At 66.1% G+C, this 26187-nt stretch carries 23 protein-coding genes, 1 tRNA gene and 2 pseudogenes; 14 read left to right on the top strand and 12 right to left on the bottom strand.

Annotated elements, in window-relative coordinates; all coding sequences use genetic code 11:
- Positions 1-8: 8 nt before the first annotated feature.
- From ABNQ38_RS33250 to ABNQ38_RS33235, 4 genes are all read right to left on the bottom strand, one after another.
- Positions 9-1922 carry a dipeptide ABC transporter ATP-binding protein gene (locus tag ABNQ38_RS33250; RefSeq protein WP_377810535.1) on the bottom strand — a complete coding sequence of 638 codons (1914 nt, stop codon included), beginning with the start codon at positions 1920-1922 and terminating at the stop codon, positions 9-11.
- Positions 1919-2764 (bottom strand): D-amino acid aminotransferase, encoded by an 846-nt coding sequence (locus tag ABNQ38_RS33245; protein ID WP_377810534.1) that lies wholly within the window; start codon positions 2762-2764, stop codon positions 1919-1921. Before ABNQ38_RS33245 ends, ABNQ38_RS33250 begins: the two co-directional genes overlap by 4 nt.
- A gap of 55 nt (positions 2765-2819) precedes the next feature.
- Positions 2820-3713: a MurR/RpiR family transcriptional regulator gene (locus tag ABNQ38_RS33240; RefSeq protein WP_098737248.1), complete on the bottom strand. Its 894-nt coding sequence runs from the start codon at positions 3711-3713 to the stop codon at positions 2820-2822.
- 121 nt (positions 3714-3834) lie between these two features.
- Positions 3835-4530, bottom strand: a complete 696-nt coding sequence (locus tag ABNQ38_RS33235; protein ID WP_377810533.1) for an MORN repeat-containing protein — start codon at positions 4528-4530, stop codon at positions 3835-3837.
- A gap of 170 nt (positions 4531-4700) precedes the next feature.
- Here ABNQ38_RS33235 and fliG point away from each other — a divergent pair, with 170 nt between their 5' ends.
- From fliG to ABNQ38_RS33205, 6 genes are all read left to right on the top strand, one after another.
- A complete protein-coding gene (fliG, locus tag ABNQ38_RS33230) occupies positions 4701-5723 on the top strand; it encodes a flagellar motor switch protein FliG (protein WP_098737244.1) in 1023 nt (340 codons plus the stop codon).
- Positions 5724-5932: 209 nt separating this feature from the next.
- A complete protein-coding gene (locus tag ABNQ38_RS33225; RefSeq protein ID WP_377810532.1) occupies positions 5933-6967 on the top strand; it encodes a TRAP transporter substrate-binding protein in 1035 nt (344 codons plus the stop codon).
- Positions 6968-7068: 101 nt separating this feature from the next.
- Positions 7069-7578, top strand: coding sequence for a TRAP transporter small permease (locus tag ABNQ38_RS33220; RefSeq protein ID WP_377810531.1), 510 nt, complete (start codon positions 7069-7071; stop codon positions 7576-7578).
- A gap of 3 nt (positions 7579-7581) precedes the next feature.
- A complete protein-coding gene (locus tag ABNQ38_RS33215) occupies positions 7582-8883 on the top strand; it encodes a TRAP transporter large permease (protein ID WP_109049794.1) in 1302 nt (433 codons plus the stop codon).
- Positions 8884-8893: 10 nt separating this feature from the next.
- Positions 8894-9613 carry a 5-oxoprolinase subunit PxpB gene (pxpB, locus tag ABNQ38_RS33210; protein WP_377810530.1) on the top strand — a complete coding sequence of 240 codons (720 nt, stop codon included), beginning with the start codon at positions 8894-8896 and terminating at the stop codon, positions 9611-9613.
- The gene (locus tag ABNQ38_RS33205) at positions 9613-10671 is read left to right on the top strand and encodes a biotin-dependent carboxyltransferase family protein (RefSeq protein ID WP_377810529.1); all 1059 of its coding nucleotides are present in this window, start codon (positions 9613-9615) and stop codon (positions 10669-10671) included. The genes pxpB and ABNQ38_RS33205 overlap by 1 nt, the downstream gene beginning before the upstream one ends.
- 24 nt (positions 10672-10695) lie before the next feature.
- On the opposite strand, the gene ABNQ38_RS33200 is transcribed toward ABNQ38_RS33205, so the two are convergent.
- Positions 10696-11802: a diguanylate cyclase gene (locus ABNQ38_RS33200; RefSeq protein ID WP_377810528.1), complete on the bottom strand. Its 1107-nt coding sequence runs from the start codon at positions 11800-11802 to the stop codon at positions 10696-10698.
- A 506-nt stretch (positions 11803-12308) separates the two neighbouring features.
- Here ABNQ38_RS33200 and ABNQ38_RS33195 point away from each other — a divergent pair.
- From ABNQ38_RS33195 to ABNQ38_RS33180, 4 genes are all read left to right on the top strand, one after another.
- Complete coding sequence (locus tag ABNQ38_RS33195) at positions 12309-13682, top strand: MFS transporter (protein WP_377810527.1); 1374 nt, start codon at positions 12309-12311, stop codon at positions 13680-13682.
- A 174-nt stretch (positions 13683-13856) separates the two neighbouring features.
- The gene (locus tag ABNQ38_RS33190; protein ID WP_377810526.1) at positions 13857-15380 is read left to right on the top strand and encodes a mannitol dehydrogenase family protein; all 1524 of its coding nucleotides are present in this window, start codon (positions 13857-13859) and stop codon (positions 15378-15380) included.
- 49 nt (positions 15381-15429) lie between these two features.
- Positions 15430-16620 carry a mannonate dehydratase gene (uxuA, locus tag ABNQ38_RS33185; protein WP_377810525.1) on the top strand — a complete coding sequence of 397 codons (1191 nt, stop codon included), beginning with the start codon at positions 15430-15432 and terminating at the stop codon, positions 16618-16620.
- 352 nt (positions 16621-16972) lie between these two features.
- A complete protein-coding gene (locus ABNQ38_RS33180; RefSeq protein WP_377810524.1) occupies positions 16973-17296 on the top strand; it encodes a PsiF family protein in 324 nt (107 codons plus the stop codon).
- A 458-nt stretch (positions 17297-17754) separates the two neighbouring features.
- Here the strand turns inward: ABNQ38_RS33180 and ABNQ38_RS33175 are convergent, their stop codons facing one another.
- The 6 genes from ABNQ38_RS33175 to ABNQ38_RS33150 form a co-directional block, all read right to left on the bottom strand.
- Positions 17755-17952, bottom strand: a complete 198-nt coding sequence (locus ABNQ38_RS33175) for a hypothetical protein (RefSeq protein WP_377810523.1) — start codon at positions 17950-17952, stop codon at positions 17755-17757.
- A gap of 15 nt (positions 17953-17967) precedes the next feature.
- The gene (locus ABNQ38_RS33170; RefSeq protein ID WP_377810522.1) at positions 17968-18429 is read right to left on the bottom strand and encodes a response regulator transcription factor; all 462 of its coding nucleotides are present in this window, start codon (positions 18427-18429) and stop codon (positions 17968-17970) included.
- A 111-nt stretch (positions 18430-18540) separates the two neighbouring features.
- Positions 18541-18864 carry a LuxR C-terminal-related transcriptional regulator gene (locus ABNQ38_RS33165; protein ID WP_377810521.1) on the bottom strand — a complete coding sequence of 108 codons (324 nt, stop codon included), beginning with the start codon at positions 18862-18864 and terminating at the stop codon, positions 18541-18543.
- A 5-nt stretch (positions 18865-18869) separates the two neighbouring features.
- Positions 18870-19394 (bottom strand): hypothetical protein, encoded by a 525-nt coding sequence (locus tag ABNQ38_RS33160; RefSeq protein WP_377810520.1) that lies wholly within the window; start codon positions 19392-19394, stop codon positions 18870-18872.
- 98 nt (positions 19395-19492) lie between these two features.
- A complete protein-coding gene (locus tag ABNQ38_RS33155) occupies positions 19493-19963 on the bottom strand; it encodes a glycine-rich domain-containing protein (RefSeq protein WP_377810519.1) in 471 nt (156 codons plus the stop codon).
- A 10-nt stretch (positions 19964-19973) separates the two neighbouring features.
- Positions 19974-21068, bottom strand: coding sequence for a helix-turn-helix transcriptional regulator (locus tag ABNQ38_RS33150; protein ID WP_377810518.1), 1095 nt, complete (start codon positions 21066-21068; stop codon positions 19974-19976).
- A gap of 775 nt (positions 21069-21843) precedes the next feature.
- Between ABNQ38_RS33150 and ABNQ38_RS33145 the strand changes: the two genes are divergently transcribed.
- From ABNQ38_RS33145 to ABNQ38_RS33130, 4 genes and pseudogenes are all read left to right on the top strand, one after another.
- A complete protein-coding gene (locus ABNQ38_RS33145) occupies positions 21844-22293 on the top strand; it encodes a hypothetical protein (RefSeq protein WP_377810517.1) in 450 nt (149 codons plus the stop codon).
- 51 nt (positions 22294-22344) lie between these two features.
- Positions 22345-22525, top strand: a pseudogene (locus tag ABNQ38_RS33140) (IS5/IS1182 family transposase); the annotation flags it as partial.
- Positions 22526-22806: 281 nt separating this feature from the next.
- Positions 22807-24966, top strand: a complete 2160-nt coding sequence (locus ABNQ38_RS33135; RefSeq protein ID WP_377810516.1) for a M48 family metalloprotease — start codon at positions 22807-22809, stop codon at positions 24964-24966.
- Between the two features lie 68 nt (positions 24967-25034).
- Positions 25035-25187 (top strand): annotated as a pseudogene (locus tag ABNQ38_RS33130) (transposase); the annotation flags it as partial.
- Between the two features lie 663 nt (positions 25188-25850).
- Here ABNQ38_RS33130 and ABNQ38_RS33125 read toward each other — a convergent pair.
- Positions 25851-25943 (bottom strand) — tRNA-Ser (locus ABNQ38_RS33125).
- Positions 25944-26187 lie beyond the last annotated feature (244 nt).

Below are 26187 nucleotides of genomic sequence, written 5' to 3'. Positions count from 1 at the left end.
CGGCAAACTCAGAAATCGCCGCCGACGGCGTGGCGCGCGACGAAATGGTCCTCGCCGACCGGCACCAGCGGCTGCACCGGCGGCTCGTCGCCGATGGCGCGGATGGGGCTGGGGATCTCGCCGGTCAGCAGCCGCAGGTCGCGGGTGCGGCGGCTGGGATCGGCGATCGGCACCGCCGCCATCAGGCGGCGCGTGTAGGGATGCTGCGGATTCTCGAACACGGCGCGGCGGGGCCCGAGTTCGACGATCTGGCCGAGATACATCACCGCGACGCGGTGGCTGACCCGCTCCACCACCGCCATGTCGTGGCTGATGAACAGGTAGGACAGGCCGCGCCTGGCCTGAAGCTCCATCAGCAAATTGACGATCTGCGCCTGGATCGATACGTCGAGCGCCGCCACCGCCTCGTCGGCGATGATCAGCTTGGGGTCGCAGGCGATGGCGCGGGCGATGCAGATGCGCTGGCGCTGGCCGCCGGAGAATTCGTGCGGATAGCGGCGCGCATGTTCCGGCTTGAGGCCCACCTGGGTCAGCAGTTCCGCCACCCGCTCCTCGATGGCGCGGCGGCGCGACAGGCCCGGCTTGGCGGCCGGCACATAGTCGTGGACCAGCATCGGCTCGGCGACGCTGAAGCCGACGGTCATGCGCGGGTTCAGCGAGGCGAAGGGATCCTGGAAAATGTACTGGATCTTCTCCTTCAGCTTCGCCTGACCGTTGGAATCCAGCGTCGCGGTGTCGAGACCGTCGAAGCGGATGGTTCCGGAGGTGGCGGACTGAAGCCCCATGATGGTGCGGCCGGTGGTCGACTTGCCGCAGCCGGACTCGCCGACCAGCGCCAGCGTCTCGCCCGGACGGACAGCGAAGCTGACCTTCTCCACCGCATGTACCCGCGCCTTGAGCGAGCCGAAGATGCCCTTGCGCACGTCGAAGCGGGTGGTGAGGTCGCGCACCTCAAGAAGCGGAGCGTCGGTCGCGCGCACGGTGTCCTGCACCGGCGGCGGAGCCGGAGGCGCAGCCTCGGCCTTGGCGTCGTCCACCACCAGCAGCGGGAAGCGCACCGGCAGATCCTGGCCGCGCAAGGCGCCCAGCTTCGGCACGGCGGACAGCAGAGCCTTGGTGTAGGGGTGCTGCGGCGCCTGGAAGATGCGCTCGACGGGGCCCTCCTCCACCTTGCGGCCACGCCACATCACGACGACGCGGTCGGCCACCTCAGCCACCACGCCCATGTCGTGGGTGATGAAGATGACGCCCATCCCCATCTCGTCCTGCAACAGGCGGATCAGCCGCAGGATCTGCGCCTGGATGGTGACGTCGAGGGCGGTGGTCGGCTCGTCGGCGATCAGCAGCGACGGCTTGCAGGACAGTGCCATGGCGATCATCACGCGCTGGCGCATGCCGCCCGACAGCTGGTGCGGATGGCGGTCGAGCAGCCGGGCCGGTTCGGGAATGCGAACCTTCTCCAGCATATGCAGCGCCTCCGCCCGCGCCGCCTTGCGGTCGAGGCCCTGGTGTAGCATCACCGCCTCAGCGATCTGGTCGCCGATGGTGAAGACCGGGTTCAGCGACGTCATCGGCTCCTGGAAGACCATGGCGATGTCGTTGCCGCGCATGTCGGTCAGCGCTTCTGCCGGCGGCGTGGCGAGGTCGCGCTCGCGCCCATCGCGGCCCTTGAAGCGGATGCGCCCGCCGACGATGCGGCCGCCGGCATAATCGACCAGCCGCATCAGCGACAGCGAGGTCACCGACTTGCCGCTGCCGGATTCGCCGACGATGGCGACCGTCTCGCCGGGCGCCACGGTGAAGCTGACATCGTCGACGACGCGGAGCGGGCCATGCTCGCCGTCGAAGGCGACGCTCAGCCCCTCCACCGACAGCAGGGCCGGCGCGGTCTCGACCGCTTTCACGGCAGCGGCCACACTCATCGCCCGAGCCTTTCGGCGAACAGCGCGAACAGGCGGCGCCAGACCATGCCCGGCGCACCGCTGCCGACCGGCTTGCCGTTCAGGCTGGTGACGGGGGTGATTTCCTTGGTCGTGCTGGCGATCCAGATCTCGTCGGCGCTGTCGAGCTCGGCCGCCGGGATGTCGCGCTCCTCCAGCCGCAGGCCGGCCTCGGCGGCCAGCCGCAGGATGACGATGCGGGTGATGCCCTCAAGGATGCGGTTGTCGTTGACCGGGGTGGCGATGACGCCGTCCTTCACCACGAAGATGTTGGTGGCGGCACCCTCGGTCACCAGACCGTCGCGCAGTTGCAGCGCATCGACCACGCCGGCATCGGTCGCCGCCTGCTGCGCCAGCACGCTGCCCAGCAGCGCCACCGTCTTCAGGTCGCAACGGCCCCAGCGGATGTCGGGGATGGTGATGGCGGCGACGCCCTGGTCGCGCCACGCCGCGGGCGGGCGCTTCAGCGGGCTGGCCATGCCGAACACCGACGGGGTGACGCCGGCCGGAAAGGCGTGGCCGCGGCTGGATGCGGCGCCGCGGGTGACCTGGAGATAGACCGTCAGGTCGCCGGCGATACCGGACTCCGCAGCCAGCCGCTCCATGATGCCCAGCCAGTCGCCGGCCGACAGCGCGCAGTCGATGCGCAGCTCCGACATGCCGCGTTGCAGGCGGGCGATGTGGGCCTCCGGCTCGAACAGGCGGCCGTTGTAGGCCGCGGTCACCTCATAGAGGCCGTCGGCGAACAGGAAACCGCGGTCCAGCGGCGACACATGGACCTCGTCCAGCGGCAGGTAACGCCCGTTCCAATAGGAGATCGTCATCGCTTTCCAACTTCTTCGGCGCGTGGAGGGGGAGGCCCCGGTTGATCGGCCCGGATCACTCCGTCGGGCGGTTCGATTTCGGCACGACGTGGAGGTAGGGCAGGATGCGTTCGGCGACGTCAGCGGCCTGTCCGACACTGTCCGGGCCGGAGCGCGACAGCGCGGTGCCCAGCGCCACGATCAGCGCCATCAGCCCGGTGGGCGAGCTGTGGCGCACGCCGTGGTCGGCCCCGGCCAGCAGGGTGACGTCGGCCAGCGGCACGATGGGACTGTCCGGCGCATCGGTCAGCGCGATGGCCTTGGCCCCGCGCTCCCGGCACAGCTGCAAATGCTCGATGGTCCGGCGCGAATAGCGCGGCGAGGTGATGGCGATCACCAGATCGCCGGGCCTGACCGTCATCAGCCGGCGGATGGTGCGCTCGGTGCCGGCGAACTCGATGGCTTCGCGCACGGTGTCGACATAGGGCTCCAGCACGTCGGCCAGGAACAGGGCGAGATAGGCGCTGTCGCCGAGGCCGAGCGCCACGACGCGGCCGGCCTCGCGGATCAGCCGGATGGCGGCCTCGCACTGCTCGGGCTGGAGCAGATCCATGGTGCGCGCGATGTTGCCGGCGTCGCTGGCCAGCGATTCCCGCATGATCTCGGCGTTCGAGGTGTCGCGCTGGACGGCGACGCGCAGCTTTTCCACCGGCGCGAAGGTCGATTCGAAGGCGCGCAGCAGATCCTCGCGGAACTCCGGAAAGCCGTCATAGCCGAGGAAGCGGGCGTAGCGGTTGACCGACGCCACCGACACTTCGGCAGCCGCCGCCAGTTCGCCGATCTTCAGGGTCGCGGTGCGAAAGGGATAGGCCAGCGCCCACTCCCCCACCTTGGCGAGGGCGGCCGGAAGCTGCTGCTGGCAGTTCTGCATGCGGATCAGCAGCGATCCCGTCTGAATGGGCGGCTCCATCCCCCGATACCCCTCAACAGCGTCAGCACGGCCCTAATGAGTACAGAGTTACAGGAATGGCATATTTCTGTAAATCCATTTTCACATATGGCCGTATGCGCTCCGACCTTGGGCCAAGCCACTAACGGGAACGGTCGCGAAGGAGTCGGTCGGACTGGTTCAGCCAGTCTTCCAATTTTTGCGGCCGACCCGCACGGACCGGCGGCGTCGGCGGACTGGGATCGGCGTCCGCGGCCGCCGGGATCGAGGCCGATTGCGGCGGTCGGTCCAGCGGGGCACCGGCGCCGAGGGTGCCGCGGGCGTCGATCCGCGGGCGATAACGGCGGCCGTCGGCGGTGACGAACTCGCCCTCTCCGGTCGGGCGGTTGCGCTGGAAGCGGCCGACATATTTGTTGCCGCTGGGGAAGGTGAGCGTGCCGAAGCCGGTCCGGCGGTCGTCCTTCCACTCCCCCTCGTACACGCGGCCATCGGCCCAGACATGGGTCGCCTGCCCCGAGACCAGCCCATTGCTGAAATTCCCATCGAGGCGGCGGCCGTCGCGCCAGGTGACGCGCCCCTGCCCTTCCATCCGCCCATCGACCAGCGTGCCCTCCACCTGCCCGTCGTAGCGGCCGTCATGGAACCAGCTGAGCACGCCGGGACCGCTGGCCCAGCCGTCCGGGCAGGCACCGGACCAGCGGACGGTCTTGCGCCGGTCGGGATACTGGTCCCACACCCGGCAGTCGGAGCCCTCGACGGTCACCGCCCGTTCCGCCAGGGCGGAAGCCGGCATGAGCGCCACAAGGCAAGGCAGCAGAAGGGCGGCACGGGCGGACATGAAGGCCACCTTTCGCGGGGGGACGGGGATCCACCCTCCAACCGTCCCTGTCCGGATTCGGTTCCGTAATGCCTGTTTTCGTATGCCCCCGGCGTCTTCCTTATCGTTTGTTAACGATGTTTGCCGCAATGATCGCGCATCAATGGATCAGCGCATCGTGAAGGGTAGCAATGGCTCAGAAGGTTCGTGAGGACTACCGGACCCTCACCGGCCCGGAAAAGGCCGCCATCATGATGCTGGCGCTGGGCGAGGAGCATTCGTCCAAGCTGTTCTCCCTGATGGACGACGAAGAGATCAAGGAGCTGTCCCAGGTGATGGCCAACCTGGGCACCGTGTCGGCCAACCTGATCGAGCGCCTGTTCGTCGAATTCGCCGAGCAGATGTCGTCGAGCGGCACCGTCGTCGGCTCCTTCGATTCGACCGAGCGGCTGCTGCTGAAGACCCTGCCGAAGGACAAGGTCGACCAGATCATGGAGGACATCCGTGGTCCGGCCGGCCGCACCATGTGGGACAAGCTGACCAACGTGAACGAGTCGGTGCTGTCCAACTACCTGAAGAACGAATATCCGCAGACCGTCGCCGTCGTCCTGTCCAAAATCCGTTCCGACCATGCCGGCCGCGTGCTGGCGCAGCTGCCGGAAAGCTTCGCGATGGAAGTCATCATGCGCATGCTGCGCATGGAGGCGGTGCAGAAGGAGGTTCTGGACGACGTCGAGCGCACGCTGCGCACCGAGTTCATGACCAACCTCGCCCGCACCAGCCGGCGCGACAGCCACGAGATGCTGGCGGAGATCTTCAACGGGCTGGACCGCACCACCGAGCACCGCTTCATGGCGGCGCTGGAGGAACGCAACCGCGACAGCGCCGAGCGCATCAAGTCGCTGATGTTCACCTTCGAGGATCTGTCGAAGCTCGACCCCTCGGGCGTCCAGACGATGCTGCGCACGGTCGACAAGCAGAAGCTCGGTACCGCGTTGAAGGGCGCGTCGGAGTCGCTGAAGGACCTGTTCTTCTCCAACATGTCCGAGCGCGCCGCCAAGATCCTGCGCGAAGACATGGCGGCGATGGGTCCGGTCCGCGTCCGCGACGTGGACGAGGCGCAGATGTACATGGTGCAGCTGGCAAAGGATCTGGCGGCCCGCGGCGAGCTGGTCCTGGCCGAGGGCAGCGGCGAGAACGAGCTGATCTACTGACCGGCGGGTGCAGTGCAACCGATAAGCGGCGGGCAGCGCTGACTTTTTTCCCGTCGGCCCTCACACGGGGTTTGACGGACGGTTCGGAACGGTGAACCTTTGGAGTCCGATCAAGGGCGGGATCAGGGGGGCGGATGCCGCTCTCCTCCGACCGGCCAGAAGGCCGGCGGATGCCGCATCGGGCAACAACAGGGGGCTTTGCGAACATCATGACCGCTCACACGCTGCATTCCCGTTTCATTGGCCGGATGGCCGGTTCGGCCACTGCCCGGATGGCCGGTCCGGTCGTCGCCGGCCTGCTGGGGCTGGGCGTCGCCGCCGGGCCGATGACGGCCGCGGCAGAGACCTGGGACATGCCGACGCCGTATCCGGACACGAACCTGCACACCATCGTGGTGAAGCAGTTCGCCGACGACGTGAAGGCGGCCACCGCCGGCAAGATCCAGATCACCGTCCATTCCAACGGCTCGCTGATCCGCCATCCGGAGATCAAGCGCGCGGTCCAGTCCGGTCAGGCCCAGCTGGGCGAGGTGCTGATCAGCTCCTGGGCGAACGAGGATCCGCTCTACGGCCTCGATTCGGTGCCCTTCCTCGCCACCGACTTCAAGTCCGCCCACAAGCTGTACGAGGTCTCCAAGCCCTATCTGGAGAAGAAGCTGGAGCGCCAGCGCCTCAAGCTGCTCTACTCGATCCCGTGGCCGCCGCAGGGCCTGTATGTGAAGGACGAGATCCAGTCGGTCGAAGGGCTGAAGAGCCAGAAGTTCCGCGCCTACAACCCGGCCACGACCCGCATCGCCGAGCTGAGCGGCGCGATTCCGGTGAAGATTGAGGCGGCCGAAGTGGCGCAGGCCTTCGGCACCGGCATCGTCACCGCGATGATCACCTCGGCCGCCACCGGCGTCGACACCAAGGCCTGGGATTTCGTGAAGGTCTATTACGACGTGCAGGCCTGGCTGCCGCGCAACATGGTGTTCGTCAACACCGAGGTCTGGAAGGGGCTGGACGCCGGCACCCAGAAGGCGATCCAGGACGCCGCGGCGAAGGCCGAGGCCACCGGCTGGGCCGAGTGGGAGAAGAAGACGGCCGATCTGAACAAGACCATGTCCGACAACGGCATGAAGGTCCTGTCGCCGTCCGACAAGCTGAAGGAAGGCCTGTCCACCATCGGCAAGACCATGACGGCGGAATGGACCAAGGCGGCCGGCGCCGACGGCGAGGCGATCATTTCCGCCTTCGGCAAGTAACCGGTCAGGATGTCTCCGGCCGGCGACGCCACGGAACAGGCGGCCGGCCGGGCCCCTCCACGCCCCTTCGCTTCGTCCCGACCGCAGGAGGTGGTTGCGCCATGCGCACCGCACTGTCCATTCTTTACCGCGCCGCCGAGATTCTGGGCGCGGTCCTTCTTGCCGCCATCGCCGTCCTGATCGTGACGCAGGTGGCCTCCCGGCTGCTCAACGTCATGGTGCCGGGGGCCGACGAGCTTGCCGGCTACTGCATGGCGGCGTCCTTTTTCCTGATGCTCGGCCCGGCGCTGCGCCGCGGCGCGCACATCCGCGTCGGCGTGCTGGTGGAGCGGCTGCACGGCACCGCACGCCGCGCGATAGAGCTGCTGTGCCTGGGCTTCGCCACCGCGCTCAGCAGCTATTTCGCCTGGTACTGGGTGCGCATGACCTACGATTCCTACGATTTCGGCGATCTCAGCCAGGGCGTGCTGCCGGTCCCGCTGTGGATTCCGCAAGCGCTGATGGCGGTGGGTCTGGTGGTGCTGGTCATCGCCCTGATCGACGATCTGCTGGCCGTGCTGCAGGGGCGCGACGCCTCCTACCAGCATGCCGGCATGCAGAGCGAGGGCTGAGCGATGGATCAGACGACCGCATCCATCGTCGTCGTGGTGACGATGTTCCTCATGCTGGGGGCCGGCGTGTGGGTGGCGCTGGCGCTGGCAGGCGTCGGCTTCGTCGCCATGGCGCTGTTCACCGCGCGGCCGGTGGGCATGGTGATGGCGACCAACATCTGGGGGGCCAGCACCTCCTGGACGCTGACCGCACTGCCGCTGTTCATCTGGATGGGCGAGATCCTCTTCCGCACCCGCATCTCGTCCGACATGTTCAAGGGGCTGGCGCCCTGGACCGGCTGGCTGCCCGGCCGGCTGATGCATGTGAACATCATCGGCTGCTCGATCTTTGCCGCGGTGTCCGGCTCGTCCGCCGCCACCGCCGCCACCATCGGCCGCATGACCATCCCGGAGCTGAACCGCCGCGGCTACGACCCGATGATGACGCTGGGCTCGCTGGCCGGGGCCGGCACGCTGGGCCTGCTGATCCCGCCGTCGATCATCATGATCGTCTATGGCGTGGCGGCCGACGTGTCGATCGCCCGGCTGTTCATCGCCGGCGTCATTCCCGGCATCGTGCTGACCGGCCTGTTCATGCTGTATGTCGGCGGCTGGTCGCTGCTGAACCCCGGCCGGGTGCCGCCGCCCGAACCGTCGCAGAGCTTCGGGGAGAAGATCCGCGACACCGGCGCGCTGATCCCGGTCATGCTGCTGATCGCCGCGGTGCTAGGCTCGATCTATGTCGGCATCGCCACCCCGACGGAGGCCGCCGGCATCGGCGTGCTGGGCTCGCTGGTGCTGGCGCTGGTGACCGGCACGCTGAACTGGACGACCTTCCGCGACAGCCTGTTCGGCGCCGCCCACACCTCCTGCATGATCGGCTTCATCCTGGCGGGTGCCGCCTTCCTGACGGTGGCGATGGGCTATACCGGCATCCCGCGCCTGCTGGCGGAATGGATCACCACCATGCAGCTGTCGCCGGCGGCGCTGCTGGTGGCGCTGACTGCCTTCTTCGTCGTGATGGGCTGCTTCCTCGACGGCATCTCGATGGTGGTGCTGACCACCTCGGTCATCCTGCCGATGGTGCAGCGGGCGGGCATCGACCTGCTGTGGTTCGGCATCTACATCATCATCGTGGTGGAGATGGCGCAGATCACCCCGCCGGTCGGCTTCAACCTGTTCGTCCTGCAATCGATGACCGGTAAGGACATCTTCACCATCGGCAAGGCCAGCCTGCCCTTCTTCCTGCTGATGGTGGTGATGGTGGCGCTGCTGTGGGTGTTCCCCGGCATGGTGTCCTGGCTGCCGTCGATGATGATCGGTTAACGAGGGAAACGTGCAAGTCCGCTTCACCAGTGCCGGCGACACCGCCTTCAATGTCGAGTTCGGCGAGGCCATCGACCGCGCGACCAACGCGCGCGTCATGGATTTGCACGCCCGGCTGAAGGCGGCCCCGCCGCCGGGGCTGGTGGAGACGGTGCCGACCTTCCGCTCGCTGCTGGTGGTCTACGACCCGGTATCCACCGGGCGGCGGGAGATGCAGGCGGCGGTCGAGGCGGCGCTGGCCGGCAGCGGCGCCACACCCGCGGAGGGGCGACTGTGGCGGCTGCCGGTCTGCTACGACCCCGAACTCAGCCCTGATCTGGCCGAACTGGCGGACCAGCTCGGCCTGACCGCCGAGCGGGTGGCGGCGCTGCATGGGTCGGTGGAGTATTTCGTCTACATGCTCGGCTTCATGCCGGGCTTCGGCTACATGGGCGACCTGCCGGCGGAACTGGACCGGCCGCGCCGGACCGAGCCGCGGGTGCGGGTCCCGGCCGGCTCCGTCGCCGTCGCCGGGCGGCTGACCACCGTCTATCCGTGGGAGAGCCCCGGCGGCTGGCACCTGATCGGCCGCTGCCCGGTGCCGCTCTATGACGGCGGCCGGCCCGATCCGGTGCTGCTGGCGGCCGGCGACCGGGTGCGCTTCGAGGCGGTGGACCGCGCGGCGTTCGACGGAATCGCCGAGGCGGCATCCGCCGGACGCTTCGACCCCGCCAGCCTGAGGACGGCGTGATGGCGGCCTTTCTGACGGTGGTCCGGCCGGGCCTGTTCGCGACGGTCCAGGATTTGGGACGCTTCGGCTTCCAGGAACTCGGCATGCCGGTGGCCGGCACGCTCGATCCGGTGGCGCTGCGGCTGGCCAATGCGCTGGTCGGCAATCCGCAAGGGGCGGCCGGGCTGGAGATCGCCCTGCTCGGCCCTGCCTTGCGGGTGGATGCGCCGTCGGTCCGCATCGCCGCGGTCGGCCCGCTGGCCATGATGCTGGAGCGCGACGGCGCCGCTCCGCAGCCGCTGGAGCCCCACCGCAGCCACACACTGCTTGCGGGCGACGTGCTGCGGCTGGGGGCGGTGGACGGGGCGTCGGTCGCCTGCCTGGCGGTGGCCGGCGGCTTCGCGCTGGCCCCGGTGATGGGCAGCCTGTCCACCTATGTGCGCGCCGGCATCGGCCCGCTCGGCGGACGGCCGCTGGCCGAGGGGGACCGGCTGCCGCTGGCCCTGGACAGTGCACCCGACGGCGCCGACGTCGAACTGCCGCAGCCGCCCGACTATGGCGCCGGGCCGTTGCGCGTCGTCTTGGGGCCGCAGGAGGACCGCTTCACCGAAGCGGCGCTAGAGACCTTCCTGTCCGCCCCCTACCGCGTCGGCAAACAGGCCGACCGCATGGGGCTGCGGCTGGAAGGACCGGCGCTGGAGCATCGCGGCTCCGCCGACATTCCGTCGGACGGGCTGGTCACCGGCTCCATCCAGGTGCCGGGCAATGGGCAGCCGATCCTGCTGCTGAACGACCACCAGACGGCCGGCGGCTATGCCAAGATCGCCACGGTGATCTCCGCCGACTTGGCCCGCGCCGGCCGCCTGCGCCCCGGCGACAGCCTGTCCTTCCAGTCCGTGACGGTCGAGGACGCCGAGGCGATCCGCCGCCGTCAGGAGCAGGCCATCGCCGGCTGGATCCGCGCCATCCGCCCGGTGCGCCCGGCCGGCGGCATCGATCTGGAGGCGCTGTACGGGGAGAACCTGATCTCCGGCACCGTCGACATCGTGAATGGCGGCAGCGACCTGCCCCTGCTGTGAGGCGTCCGCACAGGACCGCTCCTGTCAGGAAATCGGCACCGGTTCCTTCACGCCTGCCTCGTGCTGGCGGCAGACCCGGTCCCGGCCGCCCTGCTTGGCCCGATAGAGCGCCATGTCGGCCGCCTTGATCATGGCATCGGCACGGTCGGCACCGGCGGAGAGGGTCGATACGCCGATGCTGGCCGTCACTTGCAGGACCGCACCGTCCTGCGCAATGGCGAGATCGCGGACGGCGCAGCGCAGGCGTTCGGCAAGCAGGGACGCCCCGTCGATGGGCGCGTTGGGAAGCAAAATGGCGAATTCCTCGCCACCGAAGCGCGCGACGAGATCGCTCTGCCGCACGCTGCGCTGGAGCAGACGGCTGAGCGCCACCAGCACCACATCGCCGGCATCGTGCCCGTGGCTGTCGTTCACCGCCTTGAAATGGTCGATGTCCAGCATCAGCAGCGACACCGGCGTCTCGTGGCGCAGTGCGCCGGCCACGGTGCGGTCGATGGCGGCGAAAAAGGCCCGGCGGTTCGCCAGACCGGTCAGCGGATCGCTCAGAGCCGCGTCACGCATCACCTTTTCCGTATCGACGCGGCGGTGTTCGCGTCCCAGCATCGTGCCCAGCATCAGAATACCCCCCGCCGTGAACAGCGCGAGGGGAAGCCCGCCATTGGCGAAGGCCGGCAGTGCCACCTCCCAGGGCAGCACGAAGATGCTGAGCGGGTGGAGCGCCGCGACCGGAGCCAGGATGAAGAGCGGACTTGTGGTCCGCCAGCCCGGCATGGGGACCAGCCACCGGACCAGCAGCCCCGCGGCGCCGGCCCAGAGAATCCCGACCACGCCCGGCATCACGCCGGCGCCACCGACCGCGATGCGGCCGGCCGACACCAGTCCGGCGGCCAGGACGGCGGCCAACGGACCGCCGAAGGGGGCGGCCAACGCCACCGGCACTGCCTTGACGTCCAGATAGACCCCGGGAAGGATGGGGACCGACTGCAGCATGGCCGCCACGCCGCCGGCACCGAACATCAAGCCCAGGCAAAGCTGGCGCAGCCGGGGCCGATCGCCCAAGCGGTACAGGACTGTCCCGTAGATCAGCGTCATCAGCGCCAGCAGCCCGATGCCACCTGCAAGTGCGGTCACAATCGTTCCCGTGGCGCTGGGTTCCTCCACCTGCGGCCCTTCCCTGTAGTCTGCGGTTGTCCGGTCTATGCGGTTTTTTAAATTCCGCCGATCATCCTCTTGCGAAGCTCCTGAGACTGTACATTGGAGTTTGTCCCAAATGCCGTCCAGCCCAATCGAACATACCAAGGTAGGACGGGATTCGGCCGGTCCTCGCCTGACGATATGCCGCAGATGGTGAGGTTGACCAACCAAGGTCGGCGCAACTACCATACCAGCAACTGGAATGGTAGTATGCGACGCCATGAACGGTTCCCAAGCGGCACCGCTCCCGACGATGGCCTGACTGATCCAGGAAACAGTTCTGAAACGTGCGACCGTCGCCGGACGACGCTGTGGGACTGCCGAATGACGGCTCCCGCGCGAAGCCATCCGGCGCGCCCAGGCGATGAAGGCTCGATGCCTTGATGGGGGGCCGGTGTGCGAACACCGGGCGGCGGCGTGCGTCCTGGCTGGAGACGCCTATCATGAGCGAACAGATCATTGCCGACGCCGGACCCGGCCAGTCGGCGGAACCGGCCCACCGGGCCGGCGGCATCGGCCAAGCGGCAGGCAAAGCGGCGGTCACGGTGAGCAAGGCCATCGGCCGCTACCGCTGGACCATCTGCGGCCTGCTCTTCTTCTCGACCACCATCAACTACATGGACCGTCAGGTCCTGGGCCTGCTGAAGTCCACGCTGATGGGCGACATGGGCTGGACCGAGTCCGACTTCGGCGATATCGTCGCCGCCTTCTCGCTGGCCTACGCCTTCGGCTACATCGGCTGCGGCCGGCTGATGGACAAGATCGGCATCCGCATCGGCCTGCCGGCGGCGGTCGCCGGCTGGAGCTTCTTCGCCTGCGTCCATGCCTTCATGGGCAGCGTCTTCGGCTTCAAGATGGCCCGCGCAGGCCTCGGCCTGACCGAGGGCGGCAACTTCCCGGCCTCGATCAAGGCGGTGTCGGAGTGGTTCCCGGCCAAGGAACGGGCGCTCGCCACCGGCATCTTCAATGCAGGCTCCAACGTCGGCGCCGTCGTCGCACCGATCCTGGTGCCGATCCTGCTGGTCGCCTATGGCTGGCAGGCCGCCTTCCTGGTCACCGGCGGCATCGGCTTCTTCTGGGTCATCGCCTGGCTGCTGATCTACCGCAAGCCGGAAGACCATCCGAAGCTGACGGCCGAGGAACTGGCCTATATCCGCAGCGACCCGGTGCTGCCGCAGGAGAACATTCCCTGGATCAAGCTGCTGAGCTACCGCGGCACCTGGGCGAACATCGTCGGCACCTGCTTCTCGGCTCCGGTGTGGTGGTTCTATCTGAACTGGGTTCCGGGCTTCCTGAACAAGCAGTATGGCGTGAACCTGTTCGGGGCGATGCTGCCGCTGATCATCATCTACACCATGGCCGATTTCGGCAGCGTCGGCGGCGGCTGGTTCTCCTCGCACCTGATCAAGCGCGGCGTGAAGCCCCTGCGGGCCCGCAAGCTGACCTTCCTGGTCTGCGGCCTGTGCGTCCTGCCGGTGTTCTTCGCCTCCACCGTTTCCAACATGTGGTTGGCCGTGCTGCTGATCGGCATCGCCGCCTCCGCCCACCAGGGCTATTCGGCCAACGTCTACACCATCGTCTCCGACACCATGCCGCGCAACGCGGTGGGTTCGGTGGTCGGCATCGGCGGTTTCTGCGCCTACTTCGTCGGCATGTTCGTCTCGATGGGCGTCGGCCGCCTGCTGGATGCCACCAACGGCAACTATCAGGTGCTGTTCGGCATCGCGTCGGTCCTCTACCTCATCGGTCTGGCAATCATGCACTTCATCCTGCCGAAGACCGGATCGGGCATGACCCCGGCCGGGATCGAGGTCTGATCTCCACGCCCACCCCGTCCGGACACTCCGGGGCGTCCCGCCCCGGAGTCCACCATCGACCACCACCACTTCACCAGAATGACGGTGCACCGGCCCACCCGCACTGCCGCACACCCCCTCCGGGGCGGCAGCGGACAGGGAGACCGCAGCGACCGCCGCGACCCGGAGCCCATCATGCCCGACGCGAACACCGCCCTGCTGGCGGCCCGTCCTTCACAAACCCGCCTTTCCACCGCCACCCTCGACCGTCTGGCCCCGGGCGTCGAACGCCCCGCCTACGACCGCGCCGCGGTGACGCCGGGCATCGTCCATATCGGCCTCGGCGCCTTCTGCCGCGCCCATCTCGCCACCTACACCGACGACGTTCTGGCCGATGGCGACCGGAGCTGGGGCATTGTCGGCGTCGATCCGCTGTCGCCGGCGATCCGCGACGCGCTGAAGCCGCAGGACTGCCTCTACACCCTGCTGGTGCGCGAGGAGAACCGCGACCGGCTGCGCGTGATGGGATCCTTCCTCGACGCCATGGCCACCGCCGACCAGCTGGACGAGGTTCTGGCGCTGATGGCGAAGCCGGAGATCCGCATCGTCACCCTGACGGTGACCGAGAAGGGCTATTGCCAGGACGCCGCCACCGGCGCGCTGGACGAGGCGCATCCGCTGATCCGTGCCGATCTCGCCGATCCCACCAAGCCGCGCAGCGTGCCCGGCCTGCTGGCCGAGGCGATCCGCCGCCGCCGCGCCGCCGGGGTTGCGCCCTTCACCGTGCTGGTCTGCGACAACCTCGCCCAGAACGGCATCAAGGTGCGCGGCATCGTCGTCCGCTACGCCGAACTGTGCGATGCGGACCTCGCCGCCTACATCGCAAAGCAGGTCGGTTTCCCCTGCACCATGGTCGACCGCATCACCCCCGCCACCCAGGACGCCGACCGCGCCACGGTGGAGGAGGCGACCGGCTGCGTCGATGCTTGGCCGGTGGTGAGCGAGCCCTTCAAGCAATGGGTGATCGAGGACCGCTTCCCGCTCGGCCGCCCGGCCTGGGAAAAGGCCGGCGCCATCATGGTCGACGACGTCCACCCGTTCGAGCTGATGAAGCTGCGCTGCCTGAACGGCGCCCATTCGCTGCTGGCTTACCTGTCGGTGATCGCCGGCATCGAGACCATCGCCGGGGCGATGGCCGACCCGCAGCTGCCGGCCGTTGTGCGGCGCCTGTGGGCGGAAGATCTGATCCCCACCCTGCCCCCGGTGCCGGGAACCGACATCCCCGCCTACACCGCGGCGCTGGAGGCACGCTTCCGCAACCCCGGCATCCGCCACCGCACCCTCCAGATCTCCTCCGACGGATCGCAGAAGCTGCCGCCGCGCCTGCTGGAACCGGCGCGCGAGCTGTTCCCCGCCGGCAAGGCACCGAGGGTGATCCCGCTGGCCGTCGCCGCCTGGATGCGCTTCCTGCTGCAAAAGGACGAGGCCGGTGCCGCCTATGCGGTCGCCGATCCGATGGCTGCACAGCTGACCGGCATCGCCGGCGCCCATGGCGACGATGCCGGCGCCCTGGCGGCGGCGCTGTTCGCCGTGGAGGACATCTTCGATCCCGAACTGGTCGCCGAGGACGCCTTCCGCAGCGCGGTCGTCCGTCATCTCGACAGCCTGATGCGCGTCGGCGTCGCCAAGACGCTGACCGGCTTCCTCGCGACCCCCTGATCAAAGGGCGGCTTCCGCCCGCCGTACCCCTCTTCGAAAGGACATTATCATGCAGGAAACCTGGCGCTGGTTCGGCCCGGACGATCCCGTCACCCTGGAAAAGGCCCGTCAGGCCGGTGCCACCGGCATCGTCACCGCGCTGCATCACATGAACCAGGGCAGCGTCTGGACGCCTGAGGAAATCCAGAAGCGTCGTGCCATGATCGAGGCCGCCGGCCTGACCTGGGACGTGGTGGAAAGCATCGGCGTCGGCGAGGAGATCAAGACCCGCACCGGCAACTTCCAGACCAAGATCGACAATTATAAGCAGTCGATCCGCAATGTGGCGCGGGCCGGCATCCCGGTGATCTGCTACAACTTCATGGTCATCACCGACTGGAGTCGGACCAACCTGATGCACCGGCTGCCGAACGGCGGCTATGCCCTGCGCTACGACAGCGTCGATTTCGCCGCCTACGACCTGTTCGTGCTGAAGCGCCGCAATGCGGAGGCCAGCTACGATCCCGCCCATGTCGCCGCCGCCAAGGCACGGTTCGAGGCGATGACGGTGGAACAGGTGGCGGAGCTGGAGCGCAACCTGATCGACTGGCTGCCGGCCCGCGACTTCGCCTATGACCGCGACAGCTTCCGCGGCATGCTGGAACTGTACCAGGAGATCGGCGTCGAGGATCTGCGCGCCAACCTGATCGAGTTCCTGCGCGAGATCACCCCGGTCGCCGAGGAAGAGGGGGTGCGGCTGTGCATCCACCCCGACGATCCGTCCTTCCCCATCTTCGGCCTGCCGCGCGTGATGTCCACCGCCGAGGATGTGCGGGCGCTGTTCGACGCCGTGCCGCAGGAGGCCTGCGGCCTGACCCTGTGCACGGGGTCCTTCGGCTCCAACCCGAAGAACGATCTGGTGGCGATGGCGAAGGAGTTCGCCCCGCGCATCCACTTCGTCCATCTGCGCAACACCACGCACGAGCCGGACGGCTCCTTCTATGAGGCCGACCATCTCGGCGGCGACACCGACCTGATCGGCGTCGCCGCGGCGATCATCGACGAGGAGGCCCGCCGCCGGCAGGCCGGCCGCGCCGACGCCCAAATCCCGATGCGCCCCGACCACGGCCATCTGCTGGGCGACGACATCGGCCAGACGATGAACCCCGGCTATTCCTTCGTCGGGCGCCTGAAGGGCTTGGCCGAACTGCGCGGCGTGATGCGCACCATCGAAGCCTTCCGCGACAAGCGGGTGGCCTGATCGGAGGCGGGACCTCTCTCCAGTGCGGGGAGAGAGGTCCCGCTTCCAGTCAGCCTTATCCTTCGATCACCGTCAGGATCTTGCCGCGGGCCAGCGCCGCGATGGCATGTGCCGTTTGCCGACTTGCGGAGTTTGAGCGTGCCATCCACCCGGTGGCAGCCGTTCCGCGCCCAGAGCGCGATGGACATCGGCGAGGCCCACGCAATTCGGTATAGGGCGGCTCGGCCAACGGGCGCATCCAGCCGCCCTGCACTGCCCGGATGCGCCCGTTGGCCCTTCGATTCCGCCCGTGCAATCCTCCACCGGTCGCGACATGCCTCGTGCGAGGCGGCGTGCCCGGGAGGATCTTGAGATGCTGAGGTACGTGATTGCAGCTGCTGCCATGGCCGTGACGCTGGCTGCCGGTTCCGGTGCGTCGACTGCGGCCACGCCGCAGCAGGAGAAGCAGCAGGAAAAAATGAAGGCCTGCAATACCGATGCGACCGCCAAAAGCCTGAAAGGCGACGAGCGCAAGGCATTTATGAGCAGTTGCCTCTCGAACAAGCCGGCCGCAGCCGCCGAACCGGCCAAGCCACTGACGGCTCAGCAGGACAAAATGAAGAAGTGCAACGCTGACGCAGCCGGGAAGAGTGGGGAAGATCGGAAGGCTTTCATGGCAAGCTGCCTGAAGGGTTGACCGCGAGACGAAGCTGGCCACCCGGAGCCGTGGGCGGGAAGACTGGAGCCAATGGAAACCGCCCCTATCGACGGGCATAATTGCTCTGCAGTCAATAGGGGCATCCATGAACAGAACCTGGCACGAAGCCCATCCCATGCCAGCGAAGGCGACCCGACAGCAGCGCGTCGAATGGCACCTGGAACACTCCCAGGCTTGCGGATGCCGGCCGCCTCCGGCCTCGCTCCTTGACGACATCCGCGATCTCACGGAAAGGCGCCATCGACCGGCCGAAGAAGGTGCCGCCTGATCACAGCGGCGGTCCCCCGACCCGCGTGTCGAAGCTGGCAGTCGAGCAGCACCACGCCATGGGTGGCGAGAAACTCACCCTCAACATCGACTGCGGCCACCCGGAAGGACGACGCCGCCGCCGGCCGGGCGAGGAGCGGGAACCAGTCACCGCGGTGCCGGGCGTTCATTCAGCCCCGTTCCAGCGCCTCCCACCCCTCGACCGGCACCAGCGTGACCCTGGCCGCCAGCCCGGCCGCGCACAGGGCATCGCTGACGTCGCTGGACGAGATCGCCCGAGGCGCACCGGCATTCCAGCCAACATGGGGGCGCTGCCGGCAGGCTATACTGGTGGAGGAATGCGGATCGTCGCTAACCGGCCAGAGCATTATTTGCTCAAGAGATCAAACAGCCGTACGGATATCACCGGCAGAGAGTGCGGATTCCCAGATGCGACCGAGTTCAAATAGGCTGCTGCACTCAAGTTTCTTCATGATCCGAGATCTGTGAATCTCTACAGTCTTTGGACTGATGTTCATATCGAAAGCTATCGACTTGCTATTTTTTCCGTCAACCAGTCCGCCCAGGACATCAGCTTCTCGGGATGTGAGTTGTGAGAGCCGCTTGATCGCGTCCCGCCGTCTGCCCTCAACGCCAACGGCAGCCGTTTGCAGCAGCTGCGTGACACGGGAGGACGGCACGGCGGTCTCGGCGGCCATCGCGCCGAACCGCTCCGAAACATATGCATCCATCATATTCAAGGCATAAGTCAGCGCGGGTGCCTGCTCGCCGGGTAGCGGGGAGTCTGAAATCGATGGGTCTTCATGCAGAGGCGCAAAAAGAGATTTCCTGCGGTCAATTGTCATGGGGTTTTCCAGGCTCTGTGGTGTCGCGCCGACGCGGGCCACCAAAACCGACGGCGGACGGCTATTTGCGCCAGCCGGGCATGTTCCAGTCTGCGGTTTCGCGACCGGACGCTATCGTGTTGCCGTCTTCCGTCGATTGCTCAGCACCGCGGCCTCCCAGGCGCGGCCAAGCTCGAAGAGACCGGCGCATCCCAGCTTCTCCATGACGCGGGCTCGATGGCACTCCACCGTCTTGAAGCTGATGCCGAGATCGCAGGCGATGGTCTTGGAGCCCTTGCCAGCAACCAGAAGCACCAGCACGTCAACCTCTCGGGCCGTCAGTTTGCCCAAGCGCGCCATGATTTCGCGCCCTCGGGAATGATAAGCGCCGCCTCCATCCGTCAGCGTCGCGCCAATCTGGATGGCCCGCGGCGTCGCAGGTTCCATGAAGGACATCGCCATCACCTGACAGCCAAGGACGCTAAAGACTGCACGGCGGCAACATAGGCAGCCTCCAGGGTCGGTTGGGGGGCGGACTGAAGGTGGCACCGGGTCGAATCGGCACAGTGGGCCACGAAGGCAAAGGCTGTGCGATGGTCTGCATGGCGCCGAATGTCCGCCTGAATGGCAGTGATTCGCGAAGCCGGGTGGCCGGGCCGATAGCCGACCACGCGACCACGCGCCGCCTGCGCCAAGCGGCTGATGGCCGTTTCGACGGTCAGTTCGCCCGGGCCAGCACCGATGGTGTCGCCACATCGTTGCTCCAGCATCGTTGCCCGCGTTTCACATCGTTCGGCATCATCCAACAGCATGGAGACGGTATTGGCCGATGCGTGGCCGACCATTTCCAGTGCATCCGCACGATCATGCGCTGCCCGCCGGCGAAGTTGGTCCACGGACAAATGATCGATAAACGGCAAATGTGCATCGGGCATGTGCTCACCCTTGCACCTGCCCAGTACGGCAGTATGCTCATGGTTGATCATCGTTGCTTCCTACGGCTACGGGTGATCGTCTGGATCGGGTAACCGACCTGTCCAAGGGCGCCCGCTTGTGTCACCAAGCGGGCGCCTTTCTGGCGCGATCAGGCTACCTGCCGAACGATGGGAAACTCGGGGTCTTCGCCTTCTTCTACAGGGCGGCTGCAAAGGGCAGCCATGTTCCACTGCTTGCCGCGGCTGGTTTCACGGGTTTCCGGGTCACGATCCAGGAAGATTCCGAAATGCTTGGCGGCCAGTTCGACAGTCTTCGACCAGCCGGCGCGGAACTCGTCGGTGCCATAGGCATCCGGCCAATGATGGAGCATGCGCCCGAAAGCCCGCTGGCAGAACGATGCATAGGCGCGGGTATCGAGGATGAAGGCGTGCCACGCCGGCTCCATGCCTTCCCAGGCCACCAGACAGGTGGGCGAGTCGAGGTGCATGGCATTCAGAACCATGAAGGCCCGGAGATGATCGGCCGACTGCGCCGCCTCTTTCTCCGAAAGACCGTCACGCACCATGTGAGCAATCACGTGCGAGAAATCATAGTTCTTCACATATTCAAGGTTCGCCATATTGCTTCCTCTATGAATTCAATGGCGGAATGCCACCGAATAGCGTTGCCGCCCGCGTAACGATGCGGGCGATGTCCTGTTGACGCCCCGCAGCAATCTTGGCTCGGGATGTTTCGATTTGCTGCCGGACGGTTCGAATTTTTCGGTCCAGGGCAATGGCGATTTGCTCGGCTGTTTCGCCGGCCGCTATGCGCACAACGACCTCTGCCTGCGGTCGGCTGAGGCCGAACGTAGAAATGAGGATTTCCTGCAATGGCTCAGTGGGAGCGACACTCTGCAGAACCACCATGGCCGCGCCGTCGTTCGCAGGCATAACAGCGACGAGCTGTGCGTCGGGCAACTTCACAAGCGCTTCACTTTTCCGGCCCGACGCGACGGCTGTTATCGCTTGCTGAAGGCGCTCGTCATCAGAAGGTCGCGGGCATATCAGCCTGTTCCCTGGCGCCCTTGCGAGAACGGAGCCAGATCTAAGACACCGCACCATCAGCGAGGAATTTTCGATGATTTTCGAATTCGAGCCTACGAGCGATACGGCGATCCCCATGCGTTCGAGCATAGCCGCCATAACGGCAGCCGCACGGCCTCGCTCGATCTGCTCCAGTAGGTTCGGGGGTATGGCTCTTTGGTCTGCCGGGTCATCAAGTGACGGCCGAACAGGTAGCCATATTTGAGCATTCCAAACACTGTCCAGGCCGACGTGATGGCGATCATACAAAATTCCATCATAGTAACGGCGAAATTGAAAACTTGCCTCTCTGGCCCTGGCCATCTTTGCGTAAACGAGGTGTGACTGAGGATCAGATAATATTACTTTATCCTGTATACGACCGAGTTCCACCGCTCGACGGAAGCAATTATCAAACAGAACAGGTTTCGACCAATCCTGGCATGCATATATTTCCCGCCCACTTGAATTGGCGAACACGATAACATCCTGTTCGTATATCAGGATCGCGGCCTGCATTTCTGAGGCCATGCCGATAAGACCAGCCAACTTCTCGGGAATGCAGGTTGCAGTCATGGCGCCATTTTTGTCCATCGCGTTGAAACCATATTGCCGACGCCACTTTAAAGCGTCATCAGGAAACGGTCGATTTTCCGTCATTGGTGCAATTCTGCGGTGGACCTGAGCGCTTTGTTGCTATTATGCAACACTCTAAAAGTTTGGGGCCAAAGCTTCCGCATACTCTTTAATGCCGTTGCATATTCCGAGTAAGGATTCTCGCGTGAGACTCGCAACAAACAGCAGGATAGCGGCCTCATCATGTATTCCGCTGAGCCTTGGGAACGATGGTGATCTTCGCCGTGTCGCAAGCCGTCACGGCATTCCCGTTGTGGCTGGCGACGATTCTATAAGCCAGTCGTCTGCCAACTGACCGAAGCCAGAATCGCCCCCCGTTATGGTGACGCTGATCTGCTCGGCCGCCTCGGTGCTGACAGCCCTGGGGCTTGCGGTGTCTCGGCGCAGATCCTCAGCAAGGCCACCGCAGGCTTCCTGGCGCCGCTGGACCTCCCGGCCGTGCCGGCGATGGTCTCCGCCGTAACTGTAGGGGAGACGATAAGGAAACCGGTGGCGACAAGAACGGAAACGCGTACGGGAGAGCTCGCAGGAGGCTGTGCAACCCTATGATGCTCGGGGAACATCGGGGTTGTCGACCACCATGGAGGCCTCGACGAAAGCGAGGGCAGTGGGTGGCAGGCGCAAAGCAAAATCCTTAGTTTTTATATTTATATCATATACTTAGCTTGCGTTTTTGCAAAAGGATCACCAAGAACTTTTTAGGAACGATACTCTCCCGCCATTCGCTCCCCACCATCGACGGATGACAGGGAGCGTCCACTCTGCGGCCCAATCAGCCGCGAACAATATTGGAGGCACCATGAGCAGGAAGCTTCTGGCATCCGCGCTTTCTCTGGCCCTCGTCGCCCTTTTTCCTCTGGCCGCGCATGCGGGTAGCGGACGGGCCTATCTCCCATATCTGGGCGTGGCTTCGGGCACGTTCCAAACTGCAGTCACGATTGCCAATGTCACCGACCGGCCTGTCATCGTAACCGCCAAGTTCTACGATAAGTCCGGCATGCAACTGACCACCGGCATCACCACCTACGACCTGCCGGCCAGCGGCGAACTGGCGGGCAAGCACTCCGCGGTCTTTTTCATCAGCGGGCTGCCGTCCAACTATGGCTTCGGCGTGATCGACTGGTCGAACCGGGTTGGTGAGGACGATCCGGTCGCACTCGTGGCGCAGGGGGTGCGGCAGGTGCCTGCGGCCGGCGGTTCCTTCATCTCAGAGTTCTCTATTCCGGTGAACAGCGGCCTGCCGTTCTAAGCCGACATCTAACGGTGGCGCGCCCGTCTGGGTACGTCACCGCCACGGAGTGGCCCACCGGCCCAGGTGATGATCGGCTCCACGGCCGTGCGCGCCCATCGTTCGGCGAGCGGCGACAAAGGGGGAGCGCGCCCAGGCCATCGGATGGTCCCCAGGTGGGAGAACCACCCAAATCCACGCAATGAACGATCCGCGCGGTCGGCCGCTCGCCTTTCTGCTGACCGGCGGTCAGGGGGGCTGATCGACAGAAATCTCTGCATCCTGAGTTCGAGGCGTCTTCCTGCGGATCAGGGGCTTTCCGCTACTAAACATCTAGTCATTCGGGGAGCTGCCGTTCCGACCGCCTGATGCTGCGATAATCCTGTTCTGCAAGGCGGGCATTCTGCCATCACGCCGGAAAGTCGGAGTTCGTACTGGCGTGACGCGAAATTGCTACCCCTTCCGGGCAGCTGGCCCCGTTGCGCGCATTGCGCGATCCTCCCGCGCGATGCATCGATAAATGGGAGATCGGTCTTGGCCGATGCAATTGCTTCCAGCGGTACGGCTGGCACCGTCCGGCGTGCCATTCGCTTCCCTCTGTGGCTCGTTCGCGTCATCTGGCTGCTGATCCTTCCACTGTCGTTCGTGGCGCTCGGGATCTGGCAGGAACAGCGGGCCACCGCTACGCTCAACGAGTACCGGCAGGCCGGACAGGAATTGCCGCAGGCTCTGGCACAGCTTCAGCAGATCGAAGCGAAGACTCCGTCGGCTTTCGTCACCATGGGTGGGCCGGACGGCCGCCGCATGCCGGTCTCGATGGCCGTTGCAGGGGTCCGCAGGGCCATCGATACGATGGAAGAGGGCGCCGAAGTATCGCAGATCCGCTACCCGTTGAGCTGGGGTACGACGGCCGGCGGCCTGCTGGCTTTCCTTGCCGGGTTGACCGGCTTGCTGGCGGCACGGATCGCGGCCCTGCGGGCGCGGCGGTCGCGCGACGCCCTGATCCGCAGTTTCGACCGGTTGAGGCGGGGCCTGCCCTTCGCGCTCGCTGCCGTGCTCGTCGGCCTCAGCACCGCCAGCGTCTCGGCATCGCTATTCGAAGCGGCGAGCCTGTGGTTCTGGGACCATCTGTCGACCGGCAGCGTCAAGCTCTTCGCCGCTGCCGTGATGCTCGCGGGCCTCGCCGCCTACAGTGCCGTGATGGCGGTGATCGCGATGCGCCGCGTCTTCGATCTCTACACCGTGGAGCCGCTCGACATCCGCGGTGTGGTAGTGAGCCGGGACGAGGCGCCCGGTCTCTGGCATTTCGTCGAGGATCTGGCGACCCGGCACGAGGCGCTGATGCCGGACAGCATCCTAATCGGCCTGACCGAAGGCTTCTTCGTCACCGAGGCACCGGTCCGGCCGCTCGGCGGGGAACGGGTTCTGTCGGGCCGCACCCTCCATTTGCCGGCTCCCTGCCTGCCGCTGATCGGCGAGACAGAACTCGCTGCGGTCATCGGCCATGAACTGGCCCATTTCTCGGGCGGGGATACAACCTACAGCCGCCGCTTCGCTCCGATCCATGCCGGATTGTGGCGGACCCTGACCGCGCTTGGCGAGCGTACCGGGACCGGCGGCTTCATGCTCGCTCCGGCCCTGCATCTCGGCTTCCATACGCTGGAGAGCTTCGATCTCTCGGTCGCCCAGCACAGGCGGCAGCGCGAGCTGGAGGCCGACCGCCGGGCCAGTCTGGTCAGCGGTCCGGAGAGCGTTCCCCTTGCCCTGCTTCGCAACGCGGCGCTGGCGCCGGCCATCTTCGGGACGCTCAATGACGCCTTCTCCGCCCCCGACACGGCCGGGCCGGACCTGATGGCCGATATCCTGCGGCGCGTCGAAGATGGCCTCCCGGATCCCGCCGCGCATCTGGAGGAGTGCCAGCCCCACCCGACCGACAACCATCCGCCGACCGCCCTGCGGATCAGCACCCTTGGCGTCCAGCTCGACGAACGCCTGCTGGCCCGTGCCGCCCGCGGGCCGATGGCGGAAGACACCAGCCTGCCACATCGGCTGTTCGCCGACTGGAGCGGGCTATGCCATGCGCTGACCGCGGCCTTCCTCGACGAGGCCCGGCAGGCGCACCGGCTGAACCGGGAGGAACTGGAGGCCGCCGCCGCCGCCGTTCCGGCGGAGCACACGGTGCTCTACGAGAACGGCAGGCCGATGATCTGGGCCATGGCCTTCATCGCGGCGATGTTCGCCGCCTTCACCATAGCCACCACCGTCTTTGGGCAAGAACTCGGCCTAGGCAACGATCCGGGGACGAAGGCATTTATCGGGGCGGTGGCGGGTGTGGGAATCTGCATGGCTTTGGCCTATGCGGCCTGGGTCCGCCACAAGACGAAAGCGCCGTTGATGACCTTGACGCCCGACGCCCTGATGTCGGCACGGCTGCGGGAGTCCATCGCCTGGACCCATGTGGCCGGGATGCAGGTGTCGGCAGCGCGACGGCTGGCGCTGGTGCTGGCGCTGCATGAGGAGGCGCCCCTGCCCAACCGCATCGGCTTTTCCATCTACAACAAGGTGAACCGGCGCGAGCGGACCGTGGTGCTGGAGGCAATGGGCATCCGCGGCATGAAGGCGGCCGAATTCGAGGCGCTGGTCAGCCGTTACCTGACCGCCGCCTATGCCCGTCGCCAACTCGCCGGGGATTGACGCGGTAAGCGACGGGCTTCAAGTCACCTCGCCCGTCACTCCATTCTCCAAAGCCCTGTGCCCCGGTGGACTGTACCGCTTACCGGTCCCGCATCGCCATCGAGCACCTGATCAATCGCCTCAAGCAACTCCGCCGCATCGCAACCCGATATGAGAAGATCGCTGCCAACTACGTCGCTATGGTCCACATCGCCGCCATCCGAAAATGGCTCAAGGTTTGAGAACAGAACCTAGACTTCGACCTCGTCCAGGGCGGTGACGTCGGTCGCCGTGATTAAGCGCTCGCGCCATCTGGTCAACGTTGCCAGCGTGATGTTGCCGGTTTAGGAACCGCTGCGAGGGCATCGGGCCGCCTCTGCTAAACAGTTTGCGTTATTGCGCCTACATCCCCGATCACGTCGAAACCCGCCACCAACACGCCCCTGAATGCCGCCCAGCGCCGCAGCTGTGGGGCGCTGCGATGCGCGCTGCCGGAGTGCGGTCGATCCGCTGCGTCACCGCTGCGGTTTGGCGGTGGTGGCGCGGCTGTGCCGCTGCTGAGACGCGGTCAAAATGCGGCGGGGCGCTGCGGTTTGGCGGCGGACGTGCGGCGAATCGAAGCCCACCACGACACCCCTGCGGGTCGCCGGCGCATCGCTAGAGGTATCCTGACGTCCTGGCATCTACGGCAGGAACACCGCGAGAATCGTTTCAAAGTGGCTGCCGAGTGACTGTGATATCGTCGGTTTGCAGGCGTGCGCTTGGCTCTGCCAGAAAGCCCGAATCAGCCGTGACGGTTCGCTGGAGATCGTGCCCAGCCGAAACTAAATGTGGGGAAAGATGTGGGGATAATGAAAGGGCCAAGGCGGATTTAGCAAGTAAATCAACGCTCTAGCCAAGCAAGGTGGCGGAGGGGATGGGATTCGAACCCACGATAGGGCTTTAAACCCTATGACGGTTTAGCAAACCGTTGCCTTCAGCCACTCGGCCACCCCTCCAGCCAGTGCGGTTTCCCGTGGGTCACCGCTGGCGTGGGGAGGGTTCTAACGGCCGGCCGTACCCTTGTCAACGCTTACAAAGCCGCAAATCCGCTTTTCCTGAAAATCTCTGGAAAGGGACAAATCTGTATAAAATTTTAGGTACTTTTTAACGGAAGGCGCTTATGATGCCATCATGAGCAATAAAAAGCCCGGGTGCCGAACGACTCGGTCGCGTGGGGGCTGATCCCGACAGAGCCCCGCC

The organism is Azospirillum sp. A29, from assembly GCF_042604625.1.
GTDB classification, from domain to species: domain Bacteria; phylum Pseudomonadota; class Alphaproteobacteria; order Azospirillales; family Azospirillaceae; genus Azospirillum; species Azospirillum palustre.
This window is presented reverse-complemented; position numbering and strand designations above follow the sequence as displayed.

Coding starts and splice junctions, on each gene's coding strand:
- ABNQ38_RS33175 (WP_377810523.1), bottom strand. CDS start 17,952: ATGCTCTGGCCGGTTAGCGACGATCCGCATTCCTCCACCAGTATAGCC.
- fliG (WP_098737244.1), top strand. CDS start 4,701: ATGGCTCAGAAGGTTCGTGAGGACTACCGGACCCTCACCGGCCCGGAA.
- ABNQ38_RS33160 (WP_377810520.1), bottom strand. CDS start 19,394: ATGATCAACCATGAGCATACTGCCGTACTGGGCAGGTGCAAGGGTGAG.
- ABNQ38_RS33250 (WP_377810535.1), bottom strand. CDS start 1,922: ATGAGTGTGGCCGCTGCCGTGAAAGCGGTCGAGACCGCGCCGGCCCTG.
- ABNQ38_RS33205 (WP_377810529.1), top strand. CDS start 9,613: ATGGCGGCCTTTCTGACGGTGGTCCGGCCGGGCCTGTTCGCGACGGTC.
- ABNQ38_RS33165 (WP_377810521.1), bottom strand. CDS start 18,864: ATGTCCTTCATGGAACCTGCGACGCCGCGGGCCATCCAGATTGGCGCG.
- ABNQ38_RS33240 (WP_098737248.1), bottom strand. CDS start 3,713: ATGGAGCCGCCCATTCAGACGGGATCGCTGCTGATCCGCATGCAGAAC.
- ABNQ38_RS33180 (WP_377810524.1), top strand. CDS start 16,973: ATGCTGAGGTACGTGATTGCAGCTGCTGCCATGGCCGTGACGCTGGCT.
- ABNQ38_RS33225 (WP_377810532.1), top strand. CDS start 5,933: ATGACCGCTCACACGCTGCATTCCCGTTTCATTGGCCGGATGGCCGGT.
- ABNQ38_RS33145 (WP_377810517.1), top strand. CDS start 21,844: ATGAGCAGGAAGCTTCTGGCATCCGCGCTTTCTCTGGCCCTCGTCGCC.
- ABNQ38_RS33155 (WP_377810519.1), bottom strand. CDS start 19,963: ATGGCGAACCTTGAATATGTGAAGAACTATGATTTCTCGCACGTGATT.
- uxuA (WP_377810525.1), top strand. CDS start 15,430: ATGCAGGAAACCTGGCGCTGGTTCGGCCCGGACGATCCCGTCACCCTG.
- ABNQ38_RS33220 (WP_377810531.1), top strand. CDS start 7,069: ATGCGCACCGCACTGTCCATTCTTTACCGCGCCGCCGAGATTCTGGGC.
- ABNQ38_RS33170 (WP_377810522.1), bottom strand. CDS start 18,429: ATGACAATTGACCGCAGGAAATCTCTTTTTGCGCCTCTGCATGAAGAC.
- ABNQ38_RS33195 (WP_377810527.1), top strand. CDS start 12,309: ATGAGCGAACAGATCATTGCCGACGCCGGACCCGGCCAGTCGGCGGAA.
- ABNQ38_RS33215 (WP_109049794.1), top strand. CDS start 7,582: ATGGATCAGACGACCGCATCCATCGTCGTCGTGGTGACGATGTTCCTC.
- ABNQ38_RS33235 (WP_377810533.1), bottom strand. CDS start 4,530: ATGTCCGCCCGTGCCGCCCTTCTGCTGCCTTGCCTTGTGGCGCTCATG.
- ABNQ38_RS33245 (WP_377810534.1), bottom strand. CDS start 2,764: ATGACGATCTCCTATTGGAACGGGCGTTACCTGCCGCTGGACGAGGTC.
- ABNQ38_RS33150 (WP_377810518.1), bottom strand. CDS start 21,068: ATGACGGAAAATCGACCGTTTCCTGATGACGCTTTAAAGTGGCGTCGG.
- ABNQ38_RS33190 (WP_377810526.1), top strand. CDS start 13,857: ATGCCCGACGCGAACACCGCCCTGCTGGCGGCCCGTCCTTCACAAACC.